General features: G+C 70.5%; 19 protein-coding genes and 1 pseudogene. 9 read left to right on the forward strand and 11 right to left on the reverse strand.

Translation table 11 applies throughout. The features are described 5' to 3' along the window. Positions 1-25: 25 nt before the first annotated feature. Together ABFX50_RS42905 and ABFX50_RS42910 are read right to left on the reverse strand one after the other, a co-directional pair. The gene (locus tag ABFX50_RS42905; protein WP_346155030.1) at positions 26-532 is read right to left on the reverse strand and encodes a hypothetical protein; all 507 of its coding nucleotides are present in this window, start codon (positions 530-532) and stop codon (positions 26-28) included. A 74-nt stretch (positions 533-606) separates the two neighbouring features. Then, positions 607-1,377 (reverse strand): PP2C family protein-serine/threonine phosphatase, encoded by a 771-nt coding sequence (locus ABFX50_RS42910; RefSeq protein WP_346155031.1) that lies wholly within the window; start codon positions 1,375-1,377, stop codon positions 607-609. A gap of 76 nt (positions 1,378-1,453) precedes the next feature. Between ABFX50_RS42910 and ABFX50_RS42915 the strand changes: the two genes are divergently transcribed. Next, positions 1,454-3,310, forward strand: coding sequence for an N-6 DNA methylase (locus ABFX50_RS42915; RefSeq protein WP_346155032.1), 1,857 nt, complete (start codon positions 1,454-1,456; stop codon positions 3,308-3,310). A gap of 46 nt (positions 3,311-3,356) precedes the next feature. Here ABFX50_RS42915 and ABFX50_RS42920 read toward each other — a convergent pair whose 3' ends face one another. Next, positions 3,357-4,685 (reverse strand): LCP family protein, encoded by a 1,329-nt coding sequence (locus ABFX50_RS42920; RefSeq protein ID WP_346155033.1) that lies wholly within the window; start codon positions 4,683-4,685, stop codon positions 3,357-3,359. 219 nt (positions 4,686-4,904) lie between these two features. Here ABFX50_RS42920 and tpx point away from each other — a divergent pair, with 219 nt between their 5' ends. The 3 genes from tpx to ABFX50_RS42935 are packed head-to-tail and all read left to right on the forward strand — an operon-like array spanning position 4,905 to position 6,824. Continuing rightward, positions 4,905-5,405 carry a thiol peroxidase gene (gene tpx, locus ABFX50_RS42925; RefSeq protein ID WP_183649315.1) on the forward strand — a complete coding sequence of 167 codons (501 nt, stop codon included), beginning with the start codon at positions 4,905-4,907 and terminating at the stop codon, positions 5,403-5,405. A gap of 8 nt (positions 5,406-5,413) precedes the next feature. Next, the gene (locus ABFX50_RS42930) at positions 5,414-6,157 is read left to right on the forward strand and encodes a helical backbone metal receptor (RefSeq protein ID WP_346155034.1); all 744 of its coding nucleotides are present in this window, start codon (positions 5,414-5,416) and stop codon (positions 6,155-6,157) included. Between the two features lie 16 nt (positions 6,158-6,173). Then, the gene (locus tag ABFX50_RS42935) at positions 6,174-6,824 is read left to right on the forward strand and encodes a phosphatase PAP2 family protein (protein WP_346155035.1); all 651 of its coding nucleotides are present in this window, start codon (positions 6,174-6,176) and stop codon (positions 6,822-6,824) included. Here the strand turns inward: ABFX50_RS42935 and ABFX50_RS42940 are convergent. Genes ABFX50_RS42940 through ABFX50_RS42955 form a run of 4 tightly spaced genes read right to left on the reverse strand, consistent with a single transcriptional unit; the run spans position 6,769 to position 11,042 of the window. Then, the gene (locus tag ABFX50_RS42940; RefSeq protein ID WP_346125818.1) at positions 6,769-7,905 is read right to left on the reverse strand and encodes an ROK family transcriptional regulator; all 1,137 of its coding nucleotides are present in this window, start codon (positions 7,903-7,905) and stop codon (positions 6,769-6,771) included. The two genes, ABFX50_RS42935 and ABFX50_RS42940, sit on opposite strands and share 56 nt — an antisense overlap. A gap of 2 nt (positions 7,906-7,907) precedes the next feature. Beyond that, positions 7,908-8,753, reverse strand: coding sequence for a carbohydrate ABC transporter permease (locus tag ABFX50_RS42945; RefSeq protein WP_346155036.1), 846 nt, complete (start codon positions 8,751-8,753; stop codon positions 7,908-7,910). Further along, positions 8,734-9,681, reverse strand: a complete 948-nt coding sequence (locus tag ABFX50_RS42950; protein WP_183649304.1) for a carbohydrate ABC transporter permease — start codon at positions 9,679-9,681, stop codon at positions 8,734-8,736. Before ABFX50_RS42950 ends, ABFX50_RS42945 begins: the two co-directional genes overlap by 20 nt. Beyond that, on the reverse strand, positions 9,678-11,042 hold the full coding sequence (locus ABFX50_RS42955) for an ABC transporter substrate-binding protein (RefSeq protein WP_346125815.1): 1,365 nt from the start codon (positions 11,040-11,042) through the stop codon (positions 9,678-9,680). The genes ABFX50_RS42950 and ABFX50_RS42955 overlap by 4 nt, the downstream gene beginning before the upstream one ends. Positions 11,043-11,330: 288 nt before the next feature. Here ABFX50_RS42955 and ABFX50_RS42960 point away from each other — a divergent pair, with 288 nt between their 5' ends. The 3 genes and pseudogenes from ABFX50_RS42960 to ABFX50_RS42970 form a co-directional block, all read left to right on the forward strand. Beyond that, positions 11,331-12,380: a zinc-binding dehydrogenase gene (locus ABFX50_RS42960; protein ID WP_183649298.1), complete on the forward strand. Its 1,050-nt coding sequence runs from the start codon at positions 11,331-11,333 to the stop codon at positions 12,378-12,380. Next, positions 12,377-13,162, forward strand: coding sequence for a sugar phosphate isomerase/epimerase family protein (locus ABFX50_RS42965; protein WP_183649295.1), 786 nt, complete (start codon positions 12,377-12,379; stop codon positions 13,160-13,162). Before ABFX50_RS42960 ends, ABFX50_RS42965 begins: the two co-directional genes overlap by 4 nt. Next, positions 13,159-14,337, forward strand: a pseudogene (locus tag ABFX50_RS42970) (MGH1-like glycoside hydrolase domain-containing protein); the annotation flags it as partial. The gene ABFX50_RS42965 and the pseudogene ABFX50_RS42970, both read left to right, overlap by 4 nt. Before the next feature lie 18 nt (positions 14,338-14,355). Here the strand turns inward: ABFX50_RS42970 and ABFX50_RS42975 are convergent. Next, positions 14,356-15,447, reverse strand: a complete 1,092-nt coding sequence (locus tag ABFX50_RS42975; RefSeq protein ID WP_183649292.1) for a zinc-binding dehydrogenase — start codon at positions 15,445-15,447, stop codon at positions 14,356-14,358. Further along, a complete protein-coding gene (locus ABFX50_RS42980) occupies positions 15,426-16,379 on the reverse strand; it encodes a Gfo/Idh/MocA family protein (RefSeq protein WP_346155037.1) in 954 nt (317 codons plus the stop codon). The genes ABFX50_RS42975 and ABFX50_RS42980 overlap by 22 nt, the downstream gene beginning before the upstream one ends. Positions 16,380-16,487: 108 nt before the next feature. Here ABFX50_RS42980 and ABFX50_RS42985 point away from each other — a divergent pair, with 108 nt between their 5' ends. Together ABFX50_RS42985 and ABFX50_RS42990 are read left to right on the forward strand one after the other, a co-directional pair. After that, positions 16,488-17,393: a glucosyl-3-phosphoglycerate synthase gene (locus ABFX50_RS42985; protein WP_346155038.1), complete on the forward strand. Its 906-nt coding sequence runs from the start codon at positions 16,488-16,490 to the stop codon at positions 17,391-17,393. After that, positions 17,390-18,535: a glycosyltransferase gene (locus ABFX50_RS42990; protein ID WP_346125811.1), complete on the forward strand. Its 1,146-nt coding sequence runs from the start codon at positions 17,390-17,392 to the stop codon at positions 18,533-18,535. Before ABFX50_RS42985 ends, ABFX50_RS42990 begins: the two co-directional genes overlap by 4 nt. Here ABFX50_RS42990 and ABFX50_RS42995 read toward each other — a convergent pair. Together ABFX50_RS42995 and ABFX50_RS43000 are read right to left on the reverse strand one after the other, a co-directional pair. Then, a complete protein-coding gene (locus ABFX50_RS42995) occupies positions 18,495-20,840 on the reverse strand; it encodes an ABC transporter permease (protein ID WP_346155055.1) in 2,346 nt (781 codons plus the stop codon). The two genes, ABFX50_RS42990 and ABFX50_RS42995, sit on opposite strands and share 41 nt — an antisense overlap. Then, positions 20,840-21,571 (reverse strand): ABC transporter ATP-binding protein, encoded by a 732-nt coding sequence (locus ABFX50_RS43000; protein ID WP_346155039.1) that lies wholly within the window; start codon positions 21,569-21,571, stop codon positions 20,840-20,842. The genes ABFX50_RS42995 and ABFX50_RS43000 overlap by 1 nt, the downstream gene beginning before the upstream one ends. Positions 21,572-21,661: the final 90 nt, after the last annotated feature.

Genomic DNA, 21,661 nt, shown 5'->3' on the forward strand with positions numbered 1-21,661 from the left:
GCTATGTGGCTGGTGTGGCGCGCTACTACAGGGAGGAGTAGAGGATCTTCCACGTGCCGGCGTAGAGGCAGACGTCGGACGGCCGGGAAGCGCGGCCCTCGCTGCACACCTTGAGCTCGACGAGGGCCACGTTCCTGTCGGTGAACGCGAACGCCCGGGGCGTGCCCCTGGAGCAGTCGAGGTAGCTGCGGTGCTTGAAGGGCACGTTGCCGTCGTTCGTGCGGTAGGAGATGCGGAAGACCGCCCACCCGCAGCCCGGGCCCTTGGTCAGGTCGGTGACCCTGCCCTTGACGGCGACCGTGGAGGTGGCGGGGATGCGCGTCTTGTTCAGGCCCGAGGACGTCAGCGTCCCCTTGGCGACGGCCCTCTTGCCTGGCGCGTACGTGGGTCCCCAGCCCAGCTCCCCGCCGGTCGCGGGCGCGACGGTGTCGGCGGAGGCGGAGGCGGAGGCGGAAGCGGAGGCGACGGTGACGGGGGCCGCCGTCAGCAGTCCGGCGGTGACGGCGATCATGATGGTACGGCTGGCTCTCATCGGATTCCCTTTCTCGTCTGCCGCGAGTGTGGGATCCGGCGCTTGCAACCCGCTGGAGAACCGCCGTACCCGGCTCAGGATCCGACGCCCACCCTGTACATCGAGCTGCTGCTCTCGTCAGGAGGCACCACGTCGGCCACGATGACGGTCACGTTGTCGGGGCCGCCTCCCTCGTTGGCCAGCTCGATCAGCTTGCCGACCGCCGCGTCAGGCTCGGCGTAGGTCGTCAGGATCTCGTGCAGCGTCTCGGGCCCGAGCACGTCGGTCAGCCCGTCGGAGCACAACATGTAGCGGTCGCCCAGCTCCGCCTCGCGCAGCGACATGTCGGGCTCCGACCTGCCCTCGCTGCCCAGCACGCGCAACACCATCGACCGGCGCGGGTGAACCGCCGCCTGGTCCTCCGTGATGCGGCCTTCGTCCACCATCGACTGCACCAACGTGTGATCCTTGGTGATCTGGTAGAGCGCGCCTTCGCGCAGCAAGTAAGCGCGGGAGTCGCCGAGATGGGCCAATGCGAACTTCGTGCCGTCCCACAACATGGCGGTCACGGTCGTGCCCATGCCCCTGCGCGCGGGGTCGATCTCGACCAGCTCCGCCAGCCTGCGCCCCGCCTCGAGCACGGCGGCCTCCAGGGCCGTTTCGAGGTCGGCGCCCGCCTCTGGCAAGCTGGCGTCGAGCTCGCGCAGCACCGCTATCGTGGCGGAGCTGGCAAGCTCGCCGGCCGCGTGGCCGCCCATCCCGTCCGCGATCGCCAGCATGCGGGCGCTCACGTAGCCCGAATCCTCGTTCTGCTCCCTTCGTCGGCCCACGTCCGACCCGGCGGCATAGCGGATGTTGTGCGTCATAGTATGCAGTAAATCATTGGTTGAAACACTTCACAAGCAGATGCGCTGAAGAGTGTTGTGAACTAATGTGGCCCCCATGAGCCACGACCCGACCGTCAACGCCGGCGACATCGCCAGGCTCGCCGGTGTCGGGCGGGCCGCGGTGAGCAACTGGCGCCGCCGCCACGACGACTTCCCCAAACCGGTCGACGGAACCTCCTCGCAACCGTTGTTCGCGTTGCGCGAGGTCGAGGCATGGCTGAGTCGCTATGGGAAGTCCTACCAGGTCTCGCTGGCAGATCGCGCGTGGCAACGCCTGAAAGCTTCCGGAGATCTTCAGCTTGGCCGGCTCGTGGCCGCCGCGGGAGGCTTTCTCGCCTCGCTCGGGGAGCAGGGCGCCGCCGTGTCGAGCGGCGAAGGGAAGGCGCGCACCCTCGAGGAGGGGCACGGGCTCGACGCGGGTCTGACCACTCTGCTGGCCGAGCTGACCGCCGAACGGGGCGCCAGGGCCGCCTACGAGTTCCTCTGCGCCCGCTACCTGGAGGCCCACTCCCGCAAGCTCTCCGTCACGCGCGAGGACGTCGCGGCCCTGATGGTACGGCTGGCCGCCCCGGAAGGCGGCACCGTCCTCGACCCCGCCTGCGGCCTCGCCACGCTCCCGCTGTCCCTGCCCGCGGCCGACGACCCCGCCCAGGGAGACCCCGCAGGAAACCCCGGCGCGGGCGGGGCCGTCAGGGTGCTCGGGCAGGAGGTTGAGGAGACCTCGGCCCGCATCGCCGCCGCCAGGCTCGCCCTGCGCGGCATCGAGGCCGAAATCGTCGCGGGCGACGCGCTCAGGCACGACGCCTTCCCAGGCGTCAGGGCCGACGCCGTCGTCTGCGACCCTCCCTTCAACGAGCGCTCGTGGGGCTACGACGAGCTCAGCGGCGACCCCAGATGGGAGTACGGCCTGCCGCCGAGGGGCGAGTCCGAGCTGGCCTGGGTCCAGCACTGCCTCACCCACGTCAAGCCGGGCGGGCTGGTCGCCATCCTCATGCCGGCCGCCGCCGCCAGCCGCAGGGCGGGCCGCCGCATCAGGGGCAACCTGCTGCGCGCCGGCGCGCTGCGGGCCGTGGTGACGCTCTGGCAGGGCGGCCCCGACCTGTGGCTGCTGCGCAGGCCCGAGAGTGGCGAGCGCCCGCCGTCCGACATTCTGATCATGGACGCCGAAGGCGACCTCGCCAGGGTGGAGCCCGCCCTGAGCGAGGAGGGCCGCCGGGTGCGCATCATCGACCTGCTCGACGACGAGGTCGACCTCAGCCCCGCGCGGCACGCGCCGCGTGGGGGCGCCGACCTCGGCAGGGCCTTCGCCGCCGCGCGCGAACGCTTCCTCGCCGCCTCTGTCGACGCTCCCGACCTGCGGGTCCTCGACCAGCCGCTCGACCAGCCCGCGACCACGATCGGGGAGCTGGTCAAGGCGGGGCTGGTGACGATCCTGCAGGCGCCGCCGAGGATGACGCTCGACGGCGGTGAGGTGCCCGTGCTGACCGCCGACGACGTGGAGCGCGGAGCCGGCGCCTCGGGCGCGACGAATCCCGAGGCCGGTCTGGTCGCGGTCGAGCCCGGCGACGTCGTGGCCACCTACGCCACGGCCAGGGTCATCACGGCGGCAGGCGCGGTTCTGGGGCCTCAGCTCACCCTCTACCGGGCCGACCAGCGCCGCGTGGACCCGCACTTCCTCGCCGGCTTCCTGCGCTCGGCGGGCGCGCGCGTGCCCGCCGGTTCGAGCAGGGTGGACGCCCGCCGTACGCGCCTGCCGAGGTTGTCGCTGGCCGAGCAGCGGGCCTACGGGGAGGCGTTCAGGCGGCTGGCCACGATGGAGGACGCCCTGAGGGAGGCGACCGCCCTGGGAGAGACGCTGATCAGGCTCGGGCACGAGGGCCTGGCCGACGGCCGGCTCCACCCCGAACCCTGATCTACGACAGGATGCCCGGTGCTCGCCACCGTCGCTGGGGTGCCGCTCATGAGGCGCAGGTGTCGTGGGTGGCGTCGAAGCCCTTCAGAGCCTCCGAGTCATCCGCTCGCAGCGCCTTGAGCCCCTTCCAGTCGTCGCCGATCGTCAGGACCAGCCTGGAGGTCGTCGCCCCCGGCACAGGCCGTGCCGTACCGGAGAGAAGGTCGGCGGTGAGGGTGGGCACGCGGCTCGCCCCGTTGGGCGAGTAGTGGACGGTCGTGCGGGGAACCGGCTTGCGGGGCGCGTCGCCGATCTTGGTGATGTGGTAGCCGCGCTGCTCCAGACCGACCGCCACCGTCGTGGCCAGACCGGAGCGGAGCGTGCCGTTGCGCACCTCGACGTTGATCTTCGATCGCGGCGTCTTGGCCTGGCCGCCCTTGATGCCCGCCACGCTCTTGTCCTTGGCCACGATCTGGAACAGGGTCCTGGCCTGCGGCTGCACCCATTCCACGCGGCCGGGGTGGGTGACGGAGTAGTGCCAGGGGGTGGTGATGAAGCGGATCTGGCCTGCGGTCATGCCCTGGGCGCTCGTGGCGAGGTCCTTCATGACGCCGGGGGTGAGCTGAGGATCGGTGGTGACGGCCTTGGTGGCCGCGTCGAGGAAGCCGAGCAGCCTGGCGGGGTCGGTGAGCGTCTCGCCGCTCATCACCTTCTTGAGCATGGAGGAGAGGAACATCTGCTGCCGCTGGATGCGCCCGATGTCGGAGCCGTCGCCCATGCTGTAGCGGGCGCGGACGTAGCCGAGCGCCTGCTCGCCGTTGAGCGACTGGCGTCCGGCGGGCAGGTGCAGCAGCGCCTTGGTGTCGTCGATGCGCTGGGGCAGGCACACGTCCACCCCGCCGACCGCGTCGACCATGCTCTTGAACCCGGTGAAGTCGACCTTCACGAAGTGGTCGATGTGGATGCCGGTCAGCGACTCGATCGTCTTCCACGTGCAGCCGATGCCGCCCGAGTTGAACGACTCGTTGATCATGCCGAGATGCGGCTGCTGCCCCGGCAGCCCGCCCTTGGCGTGGCAGGCGGGCAGCTGGACCAGCGAGTCGCGGGGGAAGCTGATCACCATCGCGCCGTCCCGCTTGGACGACAGGTGGGCCAGCATGATCGTGTCGGTGCGCTCGCCCTCGACGCTGCGGCCGTAGCGGGCGTTCTTGCCGTCACGCTGGTCGGAGCCCACGATCAGCACGTTGAGTGAGGTGGTGGCGACCTTGGGCGGACGGGTGGCGCCCAGGTCGTCGCCGGTCACCTCGATGTGCTTGACGTTGCCCGTCAGTTTCACGTAGACGCCGATCACCACGCCCACCGCCGCCAGCACCACGGTCGCCACGACCGCGGTCACCCGACGCAGCCAGCGACGCGCGCGTGGCCGCGGACCCTGGGCGGGCGCAGGGGAAGGAGGGGCGTCAACGAGCCCGCTGCTCACATGTCACTCCGGATGGGGGGCCCAGTCGAACGTCGCCGAGTGTACTGAGTCACGGTCCGCCCGGCGCGGGGGATTGCGAGCTCAGTGGATAAGATCGTGGCTCTGTTTGCCACACTTTCCTCGCCGGAGGCACTGATGTCCGAAGTCACGTTCAAGGGCAACCCGATCACCGTGGGCGGCACCTTCCTCCAGCCCGGCGACGCGGCTCCCGCGTTCAGCCTCGTCGGCAGCGACCTGTCGGACGTCACGCTCGCCGACTTCGGTGGCAGGACCAAGGTGCTCAACATCTTCCCGAGCGTCGACACCGGCGTCTGCGCCGCCTCGGTGCGCCGCTTCAACGAGGTGGCGGCCGAGCACCCCGACGTGGCCGTGCTGTGCGTCTCCGCGGACCTGCCCTTCGCCCAGAAGCGCTTCTGCGGCGCGGAGGGCCTGGACCAGGTGGTCATGCTGTCGCTGATGCGCGGCAGGGAGTTCCTGTCGGACTACGGCGTGGTCCAGGAGGGCGGCCCGCTGGCCGGTCTCGCGGCCCGCGCGGTGGTGGTCCTCGACGGCGACAACAACGTCGTCCACTCCGAGCTGGTCTCCGAGATCACCCAGGAGCCCGACTACGACAGCGCGCTCAAGGCCCTGAAGTAGGCCGTGCCGTGCCGTCCGACGACACGGGGGCCGAGGCGCGGGTGCCCGCGGAGGTCGCCAGGATCGTCTCCCTCGTTCCCTCCCTGACCGAGTCGGTGGCCGCCACGGGCAAGCTCGTCGGCGCCACCGACTGGTGCACCCATCCCGCGGGTCTCGACGTGGTCAGGGTGCGCGGCACCAAGAACCCCGACCTCGATCGGATCAGGGAGCTGCGCCCCGATGTGGTGCTGGCCAACGAGGAGGAGAACAGGGAGCCCGACCTCCTGGCACTCAGGGAGTCGGGGATCGCGGTCTGGGTGACGCGCATCCGGACGGTCGAGGAGGCGTTCACCTCGCTGGCCAGGATGTTCGAGCTGGCCTGCCGTACGCCCTCGCCCGCGTGGCTGGACCGGGCGAGGGCGGCATGGGACCTGCCCGAGCCCGAGGCGCGCAGGACGGTGGTCGTCCCGATCTGGCGCAGGCCGTGGATGGTGGTGGGACGCGACACCTTCACAGGGGACGTGCTGCGGCGGCTGGGCTTCGACAACCTCTACGCCGGCCACGCGGAGCGCTATCCCAAGATCCCTCTCGCGGAGATCGTGGCGAAGGACCCCGATCTGGTGGTGCTGCCGGACGAGCCCTACGCCTTTCACGCGCAGGACGGTCCCGAGTGTTTCGCCAGGAGCGCGCTGGTGAGCGGCAGGGCGCTGACCTGGTACGGGCCTTCGATGGTCGAGGCTCCCTCGCTGTTGAAGGGCTGGCTCGGCGTTTAGCGGGCAGACTGGTGTGATGATCGCCAGGCTCGCGTTCGCTCTGACCGTGATCCCTTTCGGGCTGCTCCTCCACGTCGCCCGCCAGCCGCTCAACGGCCTCGACATGGCCGTCGCGCACGATCTGCACGCCCACGCGGTCGCCAACCCCGCATGGACCCGTCTCATGGCCTTCTGGACCGACGCGCTGGGTCCCGCCACGTGGCGGGTGGTGGTGGTCGGGGTCGCGGCGTGGCTGGCGTGGCGGGGCGCGCCGCTGGCCGCGGGCTGGGCGCTGATCACGACCGTGGCGGGCGGCCTGCTGGGCGAGGGGCTGAAACTCCTGATCGACAGGGCGCGACCGATCTTCCCCGACCCGGTGTCCAGCGCTCCCGGGCTGTCCTTCCCCTCGGGGCACGCGCTGGCCGCCACGCTGGGCGCGGGCGTGCTCGTGCTGCTGGCGAGGCCCGCCCTGCGCGGCAGGCCCCTGCCGACGGCGCTGGCCTGGACGGCCGCCGCCCTCCTCGCGCTCTCGGTCTCCTACACGCGGGTCGCGCTGGGTGTCCACTGGGTCAGCGACGTGGTGGGCGGCATGCTGCTCGGTGTCGCCGTGCTCGCCGTCAGCGTCCTGGCCTTCAAGCCAGTGAGGCGTCGACGCTCGCGGGCGACAGCACGTGCTCTGTCACCATGACGGCGGTGCCGACGATGCCCGCCCTGCCGCCGAGCGTGCTGGTCACGATCTCCAGGTTCCTGGTCGTGAACGGCAGGCTGCGCCGGTAGACGCTCTCCCTGATGCCGGTGAGGTAGTGCTCCCTGGTCTCCGCCATGTCGCCGGCCAGCACCAGCACGCCAGGGTTGAGCAGGCTGACCGCCGTGGCCAGCACCAGGCCGAGCGTGCGGCCCGCCTCCTGGGTGCGCGCGATGGCCTCGGGGTCGCCCGCCTGCACCAGGCGGACGACGTCCTGGCTGGTCTCCTGGCCGAGGTCGACGGCCAGGGCGTGCCCGCTGGCCAGCGAGGCGACGCAGCCCTTCGAGCCGCACGTGCACACGCGGTCGTCGCTCTCGCGCAGCCGTACGTGCCCGATGTTGCCCGCGGCCTCCTCCACGCCCCTGTAGATGCGCCCGTCGAGCACGATGCCCGCGCCGATGCCGGTGGAGACCTTCACCAGCAGCAGCGAGGGCGAGGTGCGGAAGGAGGCCCACCACTCGCCGAGCGCCATCGCCTTCGCGTCGTTCTCGACCAGGATGGGCACGTCGAACCGGTCGCCGAAGGCCGCCTTGATCGGCAGGTCGTCCCAGCCCGGCATGAGGAAGGACCTCAGCACCTTGCCCGAGGTGTGGTCGACCGAGCCGGGCAGGTCGAGGCCGATGCTGCAGACCCGCTCCCGCGGGCTGCCGGTGCGGTCGAGCAGTCGCTCGAAGGCCTCCCGCACCCAGGTCAGGACGGGCTCGGGCCCCCTGTCGATGCGCATCCGGGTGGACTCCTCCGCCAGCGGGCGCGCGGCCAGGTCGGTCAGCGCGACGCGGGCGTGGCTGGCGCCGAGGTCGGCGACGAGCGCCACCTTGCTGGCCGGGTCGATGGCCAGCACCGAGGGAGGGCGCCCGCCCCCTGACGCCCCTCGCTCGGCCTCGTGGATGTAGCCGGCCTCGATCAGCCTGTCGACCCTGTCGGTGATGGTGGACCGGGACAGGCCGGTGTACTCGATCAGCTCTTTGCGGGTACGGCAAGTGCCCTGCCTGATCAACTGGAGGACGTGTCCTGCCGTCAGCATCTCTAGCCCTTCTCAGCGCCTGCCGTGAGGCCCTCCGTCAGCAATCGCTCACTGGCGAAGAACACCACGACGATGGGGAGCGTCAGAACCACCGATCCTGCCATGAGAACGGTCGTCGGGATCTCGATACTGCCCGCCAGTTGCGACAGTCCCAGCGAGACGGTCCAGCTCTCCCTGCGCTCCACGAGGAAGAGCAGGGCGAAGAGGAACTCGTTCCAGGCGATCATGAAGGCGTAGAGACCCGTGGCCATGAGCGCGGGCTTCGACAGCGGCAGCACCACCCGCCAGATCGTCTCCATCCGGCTGCAGCCGTCGATGGCGGCCGCCTCCTCCACGCTCTGCGGCACGGTCTCGAAGTAGTTGCGCAGCATGTAGACCGTCACGGGCACCGTCTGGGCGATGTAGACCAGGATCAGCCCTGGCAGCGACCCGCGCAGCCCGAGCATGGTGAACAGCACGAACAGCGGGATCGCCAGCACGATCGCGGGGAAGAGGTAGACGGCCAGGAACAGGAAGTGCACCTGACGGCGGCCGAAGAAACGCAGCCTGGCCACCGCGTACGCGCCGGGGATCGAGATCAGCAGCGTCACCAGGACCGAGGCGACCGCGACGATCGCGCTGTTGCCCATGAAGGTGACGAAGCCCTGCCTGCCCAGCACGTCCGCGTACGTCGACAGCGTGAAGCTCTGCGGCCACAGCGATCCAGGGTCGAGGATCAGCTCCTGGATGTCGCGGACCGACAGCATCACCATGTAGAGGAAGGGGAACGCGGTGATCACCGTCAGGAACGCGATCACCAGCGGCCTGAGCACCCTGAACAGCGCCCGCTCAAAGCGATCTCTGGTCACGCTCACCTCCGGCGAAGAACCTCAGGTAGACGGCCAGGAACACCACCAGCACCACGGCCAGCACGATCGCCTGCGCCGCCGAGGCACCGATGTCGTCGCGCGCGGTGAGGAAGTTGTAGACCCGCACGCTGACCACCTCCGTGCCGGCGCCGCCTCCCGTCAGCAGGTAGACGTCGTCGAACTTGGTGAAGGTGAACACGAACCTCAGCACCGCCAGCAGCGCGACCACCCGCCAGAGCTGCGGCATGATCACGTAGCGGAAGCGCTGGGTGGGCGTCGCGCCGTCCACCACCGCCGCCTCCTCCAGCTCGCCGGGCAGCGCCTGGAGCCTGGCGAGGATGAACAGGAAGGCGAAAGGGAAGTAGCGCCACGCCTCGAAGGCGATGACCGTGAGCAGCGCCACCGGCACCTGAAGGCCGAGGAAGCTGCCCCTGGCCTGGGTGAGGAAGGCGATCGGCTCGCTCAGCCAGGTGTTGACGATGCCGAACTGGGGGTTCAGCATCACCTCCCACAGGAAGGCGACCGCCACGACAGGGGCGACGTAGGGGATCAGGATGGAGGCTCTCACCAGCGTGCGGCCCTTGAAGGCGCCCCGCAGCGCGAGCGCCGCGACCAGGCCGATGACGATCGAGAGCGCGGTCCCGGCGATCGTGTAGAGGAGCGTGTTGAGGAGCGCGGACCAGAAGCCGGGCTCGGAGATGACGTAGGAGAAGTTCTCCAGCGTGTAGTTGCCGAACAGGCCCGTCCTGCGGATGTTGATCAGCCGGGCGTCCTGGAAGGCGAGCATGATCGCCCACAGCAGGGGAGCGACGACGACCACCAGCGTGATGAGCAGTGTGGGCGAGATGAGGACCAGCCCCGCCCTCGCCTCCTGTTGCTGAAGCGTCCTTCCCCTGCGTGTGAGTCGTCCACCGCCTGCGGTGGTCATTCCCTGATCCCCCGCTTGATCGTCTCGACGTCGGACTTGGCCTGGGTGGCCGCGGCCTGCGGGGTGAGTGAGCCGTCGACGATCGCGCTGAGCGCCTTGGGCACGGGCAGCTCGCCCATCGTGGCGCCGACCAGCTTGCCCTGGCCCTGCGGGATGCCCCACCTGGCGAAGGTGTCGGGGCTCTTGCGCAGCGAGTCGAGGATCTCGGCGGGGTAGACCTCCGACAGCGGCTTCTTGCTGTCGACCCCGGCAGGCAGCGCCGTCCACTTGTCCTCGAAGCCCTTGCGGGTGGGGAACTTGCCCTCGGGGGCCATCCCGATCCACCGCTCGTAGCCCTCGTTCATCATGAACGAGACGAACTGCTGCGCGCCGGAGGTGTTGGCGTCCCTGGTGACCGCCCAGGAGACGATCTCGCCGTACTGCGCGGGCTCGGCGCCCTCGGGGCCCTTCAACGCGGTGACCACGCCGGTGTTCTTGGCCAGCCACTCCTTGTCCTGCCTGCACGCGGGGCAGGAGGGAAGGGCGTCGTTCCGCAGCCCCGCCATCTCGTCGAGGATGAACGACGACCAGATCGTCATCGCCGCCTTGCCCGAGAAGTAGGTCGCCCTGGTGGAGTCGACGTCCTGCTTGCCCTTCACGGAGTACTGCGAGGCCAGCCGCGAGTAGAAGTCGAAGGCCCGCACGCACGGCGGCTGGTCCAGGGGGACGTTGCCCGCGTTGTCGACCAGCTGGCAGCCGTTGGCCAGCGCCACGTGCTCGAAGCTCTGCGCGGTGAAGGAGTCCTTGGGGGCGATGGCCAGCGTGATGCCCGCCACGCCGCCCGTGTTGAGCTTCTTGGCCGCCGCCTCCAGCCGCTCGTAGGTGTCGGGCGGTTCCAGGCCCGCCTTCTCGAACAGGTCCTTGCGGTAGAGGATCAGCTGCGCCCAGCCGTCGCTGGGGACGGCCAGCAGCTTGCCCGAGGCGCTGTCGAGCTCCAGCGCCCTGGCGGAGAAGGTGTCTCGGCCGAGCTGGTCGACGATCTTGCCAGGGGTCTCGGTGTCGAGCAGGTCGTTGGCCTCCAGCTCGCGCACCGCCGCGAGGGGGAGCGCGCCGATGACGTCGGGCAGTTTGCCCGCCGCGGCGGCCGAGGTGACGATCTGGCTGAACTGGTCCTCCGCGACGCCGACCAGGTTGACCTTGATCCCGGTCTTCTTGGTGAAGTCGGCGACGATCTGCTGCTGCACGGCCATCCGGTCGGCGAGGTTCTCCTCGGTCCACACGGTGATCGCGTCGGCGCTCCGCTCTTCCGTCCCACCACCGCACGCTGCCACGGTGATGGCCAGCAACGCGGCGGAGAGGACGGCGGTTACCTTCTGAGGCATGGCACGCTCCTCCAGGGGTGATGTGCCTGGGCGTACCCCTTGAGCAGGGCAAGCAACGCAGAGGGCAATTTCGGGCATCCGTTGAGAAACCCGCATGGCGTGATCTGCCTGGTCAGCCCGCGTATCGCGGATCATGGGAAAGGTTGCTTTCCGGAAGACGCGCGGAATTTTGTTTACGCAATGCCCAGCTAAAGTCGTAGACTTAAGTGTGTTACGGGCGCAACTATCGCATGCCAACATGCGCTAAATCGCTACCTTTTGTTTGATCAAAAAGCGTAAGTGTGGGGAATGCACGTCATCACTATCGAAGAGCCGGGTCTCGTGCGCGTGCGCGCGGAAGAGCCCGGCGACTTGGCGTCCGGCACCGTGCGGGTTCGCACCCTCTACTCGGGCGTCTCGGCGGGCACGGAGCTGACCGCCTACAGGGGGACCAACCCCTACCTCAACCGCAAGTGGGACACCGAGCGACGCCTGTTCGTCGAGGGTCAGAGCCACACCTATCCGCTGAGCGGATGGGGCTACCAGGAAGTCGGCGAGGTCGTCGAGGCCGCTCCCGACGTCAGCGACCCGCCCGTCGGGTCGCTGGTGTGGGGCATCTGGGGCCACCGCGACGAGGCGATCGTGCCCGCGGAGAAGCTGGTGGGTCACATGATCCCGCCGGGCGTCGACCCGCTGGCGGGCGTCTTCGCCAGGGTCGGCGCGATCGCGCTCAACGCCGTCCACGCCGCCGACATCCATCTCGGCGACCAGGTGGCGATCTTCGGGCAGGGCGTGATCGGGCTGCTCGCCACCAGGCTCGCCGTGCTCAACGGCGCCAGGGTGGTCGCCGCCGACGCCCTTCCCGCCCGCCTCGAGCTGGCCAAGCGCTTCGGCGCCGCCGAGGCCTTCGACGTGGGGGCGGGCTCGGTGGCCGAGTTCGTCCGTAAACGCATCGAGGGCGCCGACACCGCGATCGAGCTCAGCGGCAGCCACCAGGGGCTCCACGAGGCGATCAGGACCGTCCGCAAGGGGGGCAGGGTCGTCGCGGCCGGCTTCTACCAGGGCGAGGGCGTCGGGCTGCGGCTGGGAGAGGAGTTCCACCACAACCAGGTGCAGCTCGTCTCCTCGCAGATCGGCGGCGTCGCCTCGTGGATGTCCCACAGGTGGGACGTCGAGCGGCTGCAGCGCACGTTCATGGAGCTCGTCTACCGGGGCGAGGTCGACGCCGAGCGCCTGATCAGCCACGTCATGCCCGTCGAGTCGGCGGCCGAGGCGTTCGACCTGCTCGATCGCCACCCCGCGGACGTACTGCAACTCGTCTTCGCCTTCGACCGGAGCCTTGAGGAAACAACAGGATGAAGCTCGCCGTACAGGAGCAGCTGCTGCCAGGGCGCACGCTGCAGGAGAAGTTCACGTTCGCGGTCGAGGCGGGATTCGACGCGATCGAGCTGCGTGGCAAGGGCGACTTCCACTTCGCCAGCAGGCTGACCGAGCTCAAGCGCGCGCTGGCCGACGGCGTGGTGATGCCGACGGTCTGCGTGGACATGCCGCACTTCATCGGTGACTTCGACCCCGCCAAGCGCAAGGACGCCATCCAGCAGCTGCGCTCGCAGCTCACGGTGATCGCCGAGCTGGGCGGCATCGGCGTGATGACGCCTGCCTCATGGGGGCAGTTCTCGCGCAGGCTGCCGCCGTTCGAGCCGCCGCGCGGCCCCGACGACGACCGCGAGGTGCTGGCCGAGGCGCTCGGCACGCTGGGCGAGCACGCGCAGCGCAACGGCGTGAAGATCATGCTCGAGCCGCTCAACCGCTACGAGAACCACATGGTCAACACTCTGGCCGAGGCGGTGTCCTACTGCGCCATGGACTCCATCAGGGTCGTCGGCGACACCTATCACATGAACATCGAGGAGGACGACCCCTGCCGCTCGCTGGTGGAGGCCGGGCCGTACCTCGCGCACATGCAGATCAGCGAGTCCAACCGCAACCAGCCGGGGACGGGCCACCTGGACTGGGCGGCGCAGCTGGCCACCCTGGACGCCATCGGCTACGACGGCTACCTCGCCCTCGAGTGCCGGCTGCGCGGTGAACCCGAGATCGTCCTGCCGCAGACCGCGGCCTTCATCAGGAAGTTCATATGATCGCGCGTGAAGCCGTGCGTGTCCTGGTCGCCAACTGGGACGGTAGCTACACCGTCCCGTCCAGGCGGCTCTACCCCCACCAATGGAGCTGGGACTCCGCCTTCATCGCCATCGGCAACGCGCGATGGTCGCCGCGCAGGGCCCGCATCGAGCTGCTGTCGCTGTTCGGCGCCCAGTGGCGCGACGGCAGGGTGCCGCACATCGTCTTCAACCCCGATGTGCCCGAGGGCGCCTACTTCCCAGGACCCGAGTTCTGGGAGGCGCGCGCCCCCTCGGGCAGCGCGACCTCCGGCATCGTGCAGCCGCCCGTGCACGCCATGGCCGCATGGCAGGTCCACCTGGCCGAGCCGGACCCTGCCTTCCTGCGCCGCATCTACCCGCGCCTGGTCGCCCAGCAGCAGTTCCTCCGTACGGCGAGGCAGTCGCCCGAGGGCCTGATGTCGATCGTGCACCCGTGGGAGTCGGGCATGGACAACAGCCCCGCGTGGGACATCCCCCTCGCGGCGGTCGTCGCGGGCCCGATGGGCGTGCGCCGCCGCGACCTGGCCCACGTCAGCCCCGACGAGCGGCCCACCGACCGCGACTACGAGCGCTACACCGCCCTCGCCCGCGCCTACCGCGACACCGGCTACCGCAGGGCGGGCGCGTTCGCGGTGGAGGACCCGCTGTTCAACGCCGCGTACGGCGCCGCCGAGTCGGCCCTGGCGAAGATAGCCTCCGCTGTCGGCCTCGACCCCGCCCCGCACCACGCCGAGGCCGCCAGGATCACCGCCGCGATGGTCGAGCACCTCTACGACGACGGCCTCTTCCACGGTCGCGACGCCGGCAGCGGCATCCTGCTGCGCTCCAGCAGCGCGGCGGGCCTCGTGCCGCTGATCCTGCCCGACCTGCCCCGCGAGATCGTCAACGCGCTGATCGGCACCGCGCTCGACCGCTTCGAGATCAAGCGAGGGCTGCTGCCCAGCTTCGCCCCCGGCACCGCCGAGTTCGACCCCGCCCGTTACTGGCGCGGGCCCAGCTGGATCAACCTCACCTGGCTGGTCTGGCAGGGCCTGAGGCACCGCAGGCCCGATCTCGCGGAGCTGCTGGCCGACGGCATGGTCAGGGCGGTCACGACCTCGGGGTTCAGGGAGTACTTCGACCCCTTCACCCTCGAAGGCCACGGCTGCCGCGACTTCAGCTGGTCGGCCGCGCTAGTCCTCGACCTCCTGTGCCAGCACGGCCTGGACGGCGTGCCTTCGTCCCTCCGCGAGGTCGGCGAGGAGCTTGGGAGCGTCGTCGAAACGCACGAGGTCGGTGACCACGTGCCGGCGTAGGTCCCGGCGATCGTGGAGCAGCTCGATCGTCTCGTGAGAGAGCCGCTCCCTGTCCCAAGCGTGGGCGAGGCCGCGCGGCACCCTGCCGATCTGGGCGCACCTGATCGACAGCCCGTTGTGGTGGAACTCCTCGCCCAGGCGCACCTCGTCGGCGCCGCTGGGGTAGAAGGCCAGGTCGATCACCGTGCCCTGGGGCCTGAGCAGCTTCAGCGCCAGGGCGAGGTAGCGGGCCTGCCCCCTGCACTGGAACACCACGTCCGCGCCGCGGTCGCCTGGAGCGTGGCGCCAGCGCTCCTTGAGCGTGACGGCCGGATCCTCCTGCACGGTCTTCGCGCCGAGCGCCTCGGCGATGCGGAGCCTTTCGGCGGTCTCGTCCACGACGACGACCTCCGCCGCGCCGTGCCTGAGGGCGAAGCTGGCGGTCAGCAGGCCGACCACGCCCGCGCCCGTGACGGCCACGCGCCGCCCCCTCACCCCGTCGCCCAGACCGTGGACGGCGGGCCCGTGCAGGTCGGCGGCGGCGTGCAGCAGGCCGTTGGCGCAGATCGGGCCCATGTGGGCGACGTAGATGCCGAGCAGCGGGTCGAGGTCGTCGGGAAGTTCGACGAAGCGGTCCTTGAGCGGGTCGGCGACGTAGCCCGTGCGGTGACCGTAGGCCATCGCCAGCAGTGTCCCCTCACGGACGGCGGCGGTCCTGGTCTCGGTGACCATGCCGACCTGCATGTAGCCGATGCCGCGCACCGGGTACTCCATCGACGGCACGCCCTCGGTGAACAGGCCGAGCGCTGAGTCCCACGAGGAGTGCAGGTAGGGGTTGGTGCCCTTCACGTAGGTCAGCTCGGTGCCCGCCGAGACGCCGCTGTAGACGGTCTCGACCCTGAACGTCCCAGGTTCGAGGGTGGGGCTCTTCTCCTCGACGAAGGTGATCTCGCCGGGCGCCTCGATGCTCAGGGTGCGGATGTCATCCATACGGGGCCTCCCTCCACAGCCGAACGCGCGACCGCGTGGGCCAGCCGGTGGGTGCGCAGCGCCTCCTCGTACGGCACGCGCACGTCACTCGCCCTGCCCTGGACGGCGTTGACGAACTCCCTGTCCACGCGCGTCTTGGCCTGGCCAGGATCCTCCATGATGCTCGACCCGTCGGCGGCGAGACGCGTTTCGCTCAGATCCAGCGAGATTCCGTCGGCGCACAGCTCCAGCCCGATCCTGTTCTTGCCCGGCAGCAGGCAGGTGGCCGCGAGCAGTCCCGCCGCCCCGTTGGAGAACCGCAGCACCGCCGCGGTCGCCTTGGCGATCTCCCCGTCCTTCTCGGCCGCGGGCACGGTGTGCGCCATCGTCACCTCGCCGACCAGGACCCTCGCCAGGTCGAGCACGTGCACGGCCTGTTCGAGCACCTGGCCGCCGGACATCTCAGGGTTGGTCCACCACGGGACCGGCGGGATCTTGTCCAGCCAGTAGCCCATCGCGAGCTGTACCGGCCGGTCGGCCAGCAGCTCGCGGGCCCGGTCGAGGATGTCGAGGTAGCGCCAGTGGTGCCCGACCGCCGACGGCAGCCCCCTGCGCTTGATCTCCGCGGCTATCTTCTCGGCCGTGGCGAGGTCCAGGGAGAGCGGTTTTTCCACAAATATCGGTAGATCGCACTCCAGGGCGTCAAGCTCTGGCGTACCGTGCGCAAAAGGAGGGACGCATACATAAACCGCATCCAGTCCGCCGGCAGCCAGGAGGTCGGCATGGTCGCCGTAGGCGGGGGAGCCATGCCGTGAGGCCAGAGCCTCGGCCTTGTGGGGATCGGTGTCGGCGATTCCAGCAATCGTCACGTCGGAGAAGCTGGAGAGAACGTCAGCGTGGCGCGCGGCGACATTTCCGGCGCCGATGAGGCCGATACGGGTGAATGGAGTCACGGTTCGGCATATGCCTCATCTGCGGTCGAGCAAACAATGATGTTCGAATCGCTATAACCAGGGCAGAGCTGCCTTCCCGGCGAACTCCTTCAGATCGGGGCAGACTGCATGGAAACGAATACCAGTACCGCCGCCGACTGGCCGCTCGACGCGCTCCGCCTGGCCAAGGGCACGACCACGGTCAGTGTGGTCCTGCCGGCGCGGGACGAGGAGCGCACAGTGGGCGCGATCGTCTCGACGATCCGCAGGGATCTGGCAGAGCTGGTCGACGAGGTCCTGGTCGTCGACTCGCGTTCCACCGACGCCACGGCCGCCCGAGCGGCCGAGGCTGGAGCCCGCGTCGTCCGTCAGGACGACGTGCTTCCCGAACTCCCACCGCTGTCGGGCAAGGGCGAGGCCCTCTGGAAGGGCCTGGCCGCCAGCCACGGCGATGTGGTCGTCTACATAGATTCCGACCTGCGCAACTTCGGAGCCCACTTCGTCTCCGGGCTGCTCGGGCCACTACTCACCGATCCGCGCATCCAGTTCGTGAAGGGCGCCTACGAGCGGCCCCTGCGAGGACGGCGCGGCGAGGGCGGAAGGGTCACCGAGCTGGTCGCCAGACCGCTGCTCAACCTCTTCTGGCCCGAGCTGGCCGGATTCGTGCAACCGCTCGGCGGCGAGTACGCGGGCAGGCGCTCGGCGCTCGAGAGCGTGCCGTACGTCACCGAGTACGGGGTCGAGTTCGGCCTCCTCGTCGACCTGCTGGAGAAGGTCGGCCTGGACGCCATGGCCCAGGTGGACCTCGGCAGCCGCGAGCACTCCCACCAGAGCACCGCCGCGCTCGGCAGGATGTCCGGGCAGATCATGCTCACCGCCTGGTCACGCCTGGAACGCCAGGGCAGGATCGTCGCCTCCGAGCCGCCCGCGACCCTGCTACGCCAGTTCAACCCCGACACGTGCACCAACGTGTCCGTCGCCGAGCGGCCTCCGCTCGCGTCCTTGAACGCCGTCATGGAGGAGGACGTGGCATGAAGATCCTCATGAACGCGGGACCGTGGCTTCCCGTCCCGCCCGACGGCTACGGCGGTATCGAGAACGTCGTGGCCACGCTGATCCCGCCGCTGCGCGCCCGCGGAGTCAAGGTCGTGCTCGCCTCCGTGGGCTCGAGCTCGATCGAGGTGGACGAGCTGATCACGGCCTTCCCCGACGGGCAGTTCGGGCATCTGCAGAAGCCGTACAACCAGGTGATGGGCCTGGCCCACGCCCATCAGGCGCGGGTGATCGAGGAGCTGCGCAGCCGCGACGACATCGACCTGGTGCACGACCATCTGGAGGTCGTCGGGCCCGCCATGCTGTCGGCCTTCGGCGGGCCGCCGGTCCTGCACACGCTCCACTGGGACCTGCGCAAGCACGCGAGCTTCTACGGCAGCTTCCCGCCCGGCATCTCCGTCAACGGCGTGTCGGCCTCGCAGCTGGCCCGCGCCCCCTCGGCGCTGCAGGCCGCCTCCCTGGGCCCGGTCCATCTGGCCACGCCGCTGGCAGGACAGCCCTCCGAGGGCGGGCGGGGCGAGCACGTGATCGTCATGGGCCGGATCTGCGGGCTGAAGGGCCAGCACCTGGCCGCGAGGGTCTGCCAGAAGCTCGGCCTGCCTCTCGTGCTGGCGGGGCCGGTCAGCGGCATGGACACCCCTGCCGAGCTCGAGGCCGTTCTGCAGGATCCCGAGCATCCGCTGCACGGCCATCCCGACGTGCGCTACTTCCACGACCAGCTCGCCCCCTACCTCGACGGCGACCTGGTGCGCTGGATCGGTGGCGTCGGCGGCCCCTCCCGAGACGCGCTGTACGCCTCGGCGCGGGCCGCGCTCTTCCCCATCCAGTGGGACGAGCCGGGCGGCACGGCCGTGGTCGAGGCCATGGCGCTCGGGGTGCCGCCGGTCGGTCTGCGCCGAGGCTGCCTGCCCGAGCTCATCGACCACGGCCGCACGGGCTGGCTGGCCGACACGGAGGAACAGCTGGCCGAGCTGCTCCTGCGCGTGGAGGAGATCGATCCCGAGGAGTGCCGCCGCGAGGCGGAGCAGCGCTTCTCTCCCTCGGTGATGGCCGACCGCTACCTCGAGGTGTACGGCAGGGCCATCACTCGCGGGCTCCGATCGCCTCGCCGGGGGGCTGCCTGAGGACGAACCTGGCGGGCAGCGCGGTGGCGGCCAGCGCGAGGAGGGCCGCCGCCGCGACCACCGCCAGATAGGCGAGCGGCGGGACCGAAGGCGTCGCCGAGCCGGTCATCCCCGTGCTGAAGGCGGAGAGCGTGACCAGCGAGACGGCGGTTCCGAGCACGGCGGCGACCAGCACGGCCGTCGCGGTCTCCAGGCGCAGCATGCGCAGCACCTGGCGCCTGGTGGTGCCCACCAGGCGCAGCAGCGCCAGCTCGCGGGCGCGGCCCACCGTGGACATCGCCAGGGTGTTGACCACCGCGATCGCGCAGAAGGCGACGATCAGTCCCATCGCGACGTAGTTGACCGCCGCGTTGGACATCGCGACCTCGGCCGGGTACTCCACCCGGGCGCCGCCCGCCGCCCGCTCCAGCGCGGCCCGCTCGCCGCCCGCCACCAGGAGGGTGCCGCGCGGGTCGTCCACGTGCGCGGCCACGAGCGTGTGGTGAAGGGTGAGGTCGCCGAAGGCGAGGCCACGGGTGTAGACGGCGGCGACCTTGAGCGAGGCGGGGGTGCCGTCGCCGAGCGTGAGCGTGAGCGGGGAGCCCACGCCGACGCCCAGACGCTCGGCCGCCGTCGAGCTGACCGCGACCGAACTCTCGCCGAAGCCCCGCAGGGAGCCCGCGCTCACGCCCAGGTCCATGGTCTGGTCGAGCCCTTCGGGGGTGACGGCCTGCGCGCCGTACCTCTCCAGGTCGATCCTGACCGAGGTACGCAGCACGTCGGTCGTGGCGCGGACGCCCCGCACCTTCCGGACGGCCGCGGGCGCGTCGGAGCCGAGCACGTGGTCGGCCCTGATGCCCGCCGCCGCCTGGTCGGTGGCGGCCTGGCCCATCGTGGTCTGGACGAACAGGATGGTGCACGTCATCGCGATCATCAGGCTGAGCGGGGTGATGACGGCGGCCATGCGGGCGGAGTTCGCGCGCAGGTTGGCGGCGGCCAGATAGCCGCCTGCCCCGGGTGCGCGCACCGGCAGCGCCATGACCAGCCTGGCGAGCGCCGGGCCGAGCACCGCCACCGCGATCGTCCAGACCAGCGCGGTGAGCATCGTGACGGGGCTGGAGGCCGCCTCGGTGTTCAGGTTCGACAGCACGATCGTGAGGACCACGGCGCCCGCCACGATCAGCGCCCCCGCCAGCAGGCGCGCCCATGGCAGCCGCGCCCCCGGCATGGCGGCCTCGCCGAGCGCCTCGACGGGCCGGATCCTGGCCGTACGGCGGGCGCTGACGCGGGCGGCGGTCCACGCGGCCGCCACCGTGGCCAGGAGCGCCGCGGCCACGGGGAACGGGCTCACGACGAGCCCGAGGTTGCCGGGCATCGCGCCGAGCGCGACGAACCGCGAACGCAGCCAGAAGCCGAGGAGGATGCCCAGCAGCGACCCCGGCAGGCCCGCAGCCAGGCTGACCAGCAACGCCTCGCCGCCCAGCAGCTTGCGGATCTGCCTGGGCGTGGCGGCCACCGCCCGCAGCATGGCCAGCTCGCGCTGACGCTGCTGGACCGACAGCGCGAACGTGCCGACCACGACCAGGATCGCGACCAGGAGCGAGGTGCCGCCGAGCGCGCCGCCCAGGCTGATCAGCATCACCCGCGCCTTCTCCGCGCCGAGGAACTCGACCGTGCCGCGCTCGTCGCCCGTGTAGACGACGGCGCCCTTGACACTGACGTTCACGGCGGGGAAGACGCCGATGGCGCTGACCTGGCCAGGCCTGCCGGCCAGTCGCCTGGCCTCACGGGTGCTGAAGAAGATCGTGTCCTGGCTGGGCAGGGCCTGCGCGGTGACGCCGACGACCCGGTAGACGCGCGAGCCCACCGTGAGCGAGCGGCCCGCGAACCGCGCGTCGACCACCACCTCGTCGGCGGCCTCAGGGGCACGGCCCGAGGCCAGGGTGAAGGGGGTGAGCGCGGCAGACTCCCATCCGTGGCCGAGCGCGGAGCCGACGGGGAAGGTCACCTCGCTGACCACCTTCTCCACTCCCCGCGCCGTGGCCAGCTCGGCGGCCACGGAGGCGGGGATCCAGCGCCGCTCCGACAGCGCCTTGGCCTTGGTCTTGACCTTCTCTCCTTCACCGACCGTGCTGCGGACGAACTGGTCACCCGCCACGATCACCGGCGCGCCGGCGTACCGCTCGGGCGCGACCCCGCCGCGCAACCCGGTCTCAAGCAGCAGTCCGCACGCCGTCACCAGCGCCGCCGCGCACAGCAGGGCCACGAACGCGCCGGCGAAGCCCGCCTTGCGGTGCCGCAGCGTACTCAACGCGAAGGAGATCATCAGTTCCACGCCCCCAGCCTGGTCATCCGCTCGGCCACCTTCTCGGCGGTCGGGGCGGCCATCGAGTCCACGATCCGGCCGTCGGCCAGGAAGAGCACGGTGTCGGCGTAGGAGGCGGCCACCGGGTCGTGCGTGACCATCACCACGGTCTGGCCCAGCGAGGAGACGACCTCGCGCAGCAGGACCAGCACGTCGCGGGCGGTCATCGTGTCGAGCGCGCCGGTCGGCTCGTCGCCGAAGACCACCTCGGGCCTGGTCACCAGCGCCCTGGCGATCGCCACCCGCTGCTGCTGCCCGCCGGACAGCTGGGCGGGGCGGTGTCCCGTGCGGCCGTCGAGGCCGACCCTGCCGACGATCTCGGCCAGCCACGCGCCGTCCACCTTCGCGCCGGCCAGGCGCAGCGGCAGGGTGATGTTCTCGAGCACCGTCAGCGCCGACACCAGGTTGAACGCCTGGAAGACGAAGCCGACCCTGCGCCTGCGCAGCTCGGTGAGCGCGCTCTCGTTCATCCCTGCCAGCTCCGTGCCGCCGAGCCTCACCGAGCCGGAGGACGGCACGTCCAGACCCGCCGAGCAGTGCAGGAACGTGCTCTTGCCCGATCCCGAGGGGCCCATCACCGCCGTGAAGCTCCCGCGAGGGATGCCCACCGACATCTCACGAAGGGCGGCCACCGCGCTCTGCCCCCTGCCGTAGATCTTGCTCACCGACTCCAACCGCACCACGTCTGTCATGACTCCAAGCCTGCTGAACTGCGGCTTCACCGACCAGAGACGCGATCACCCATCGACCATGACGTCATCATGATCCGGACACTGGTAGAC

The organism is Nonomuraea recticatena, from assembly GCF_039533245.1.
In the GTDB taxonomy this organism is placed as follows: Bacteria; Actinomycetota; Actinomycetes; order Streptosporangiales; family Streptosporangiaceae; genus Nonomuraea; species Nonomuraea roseola.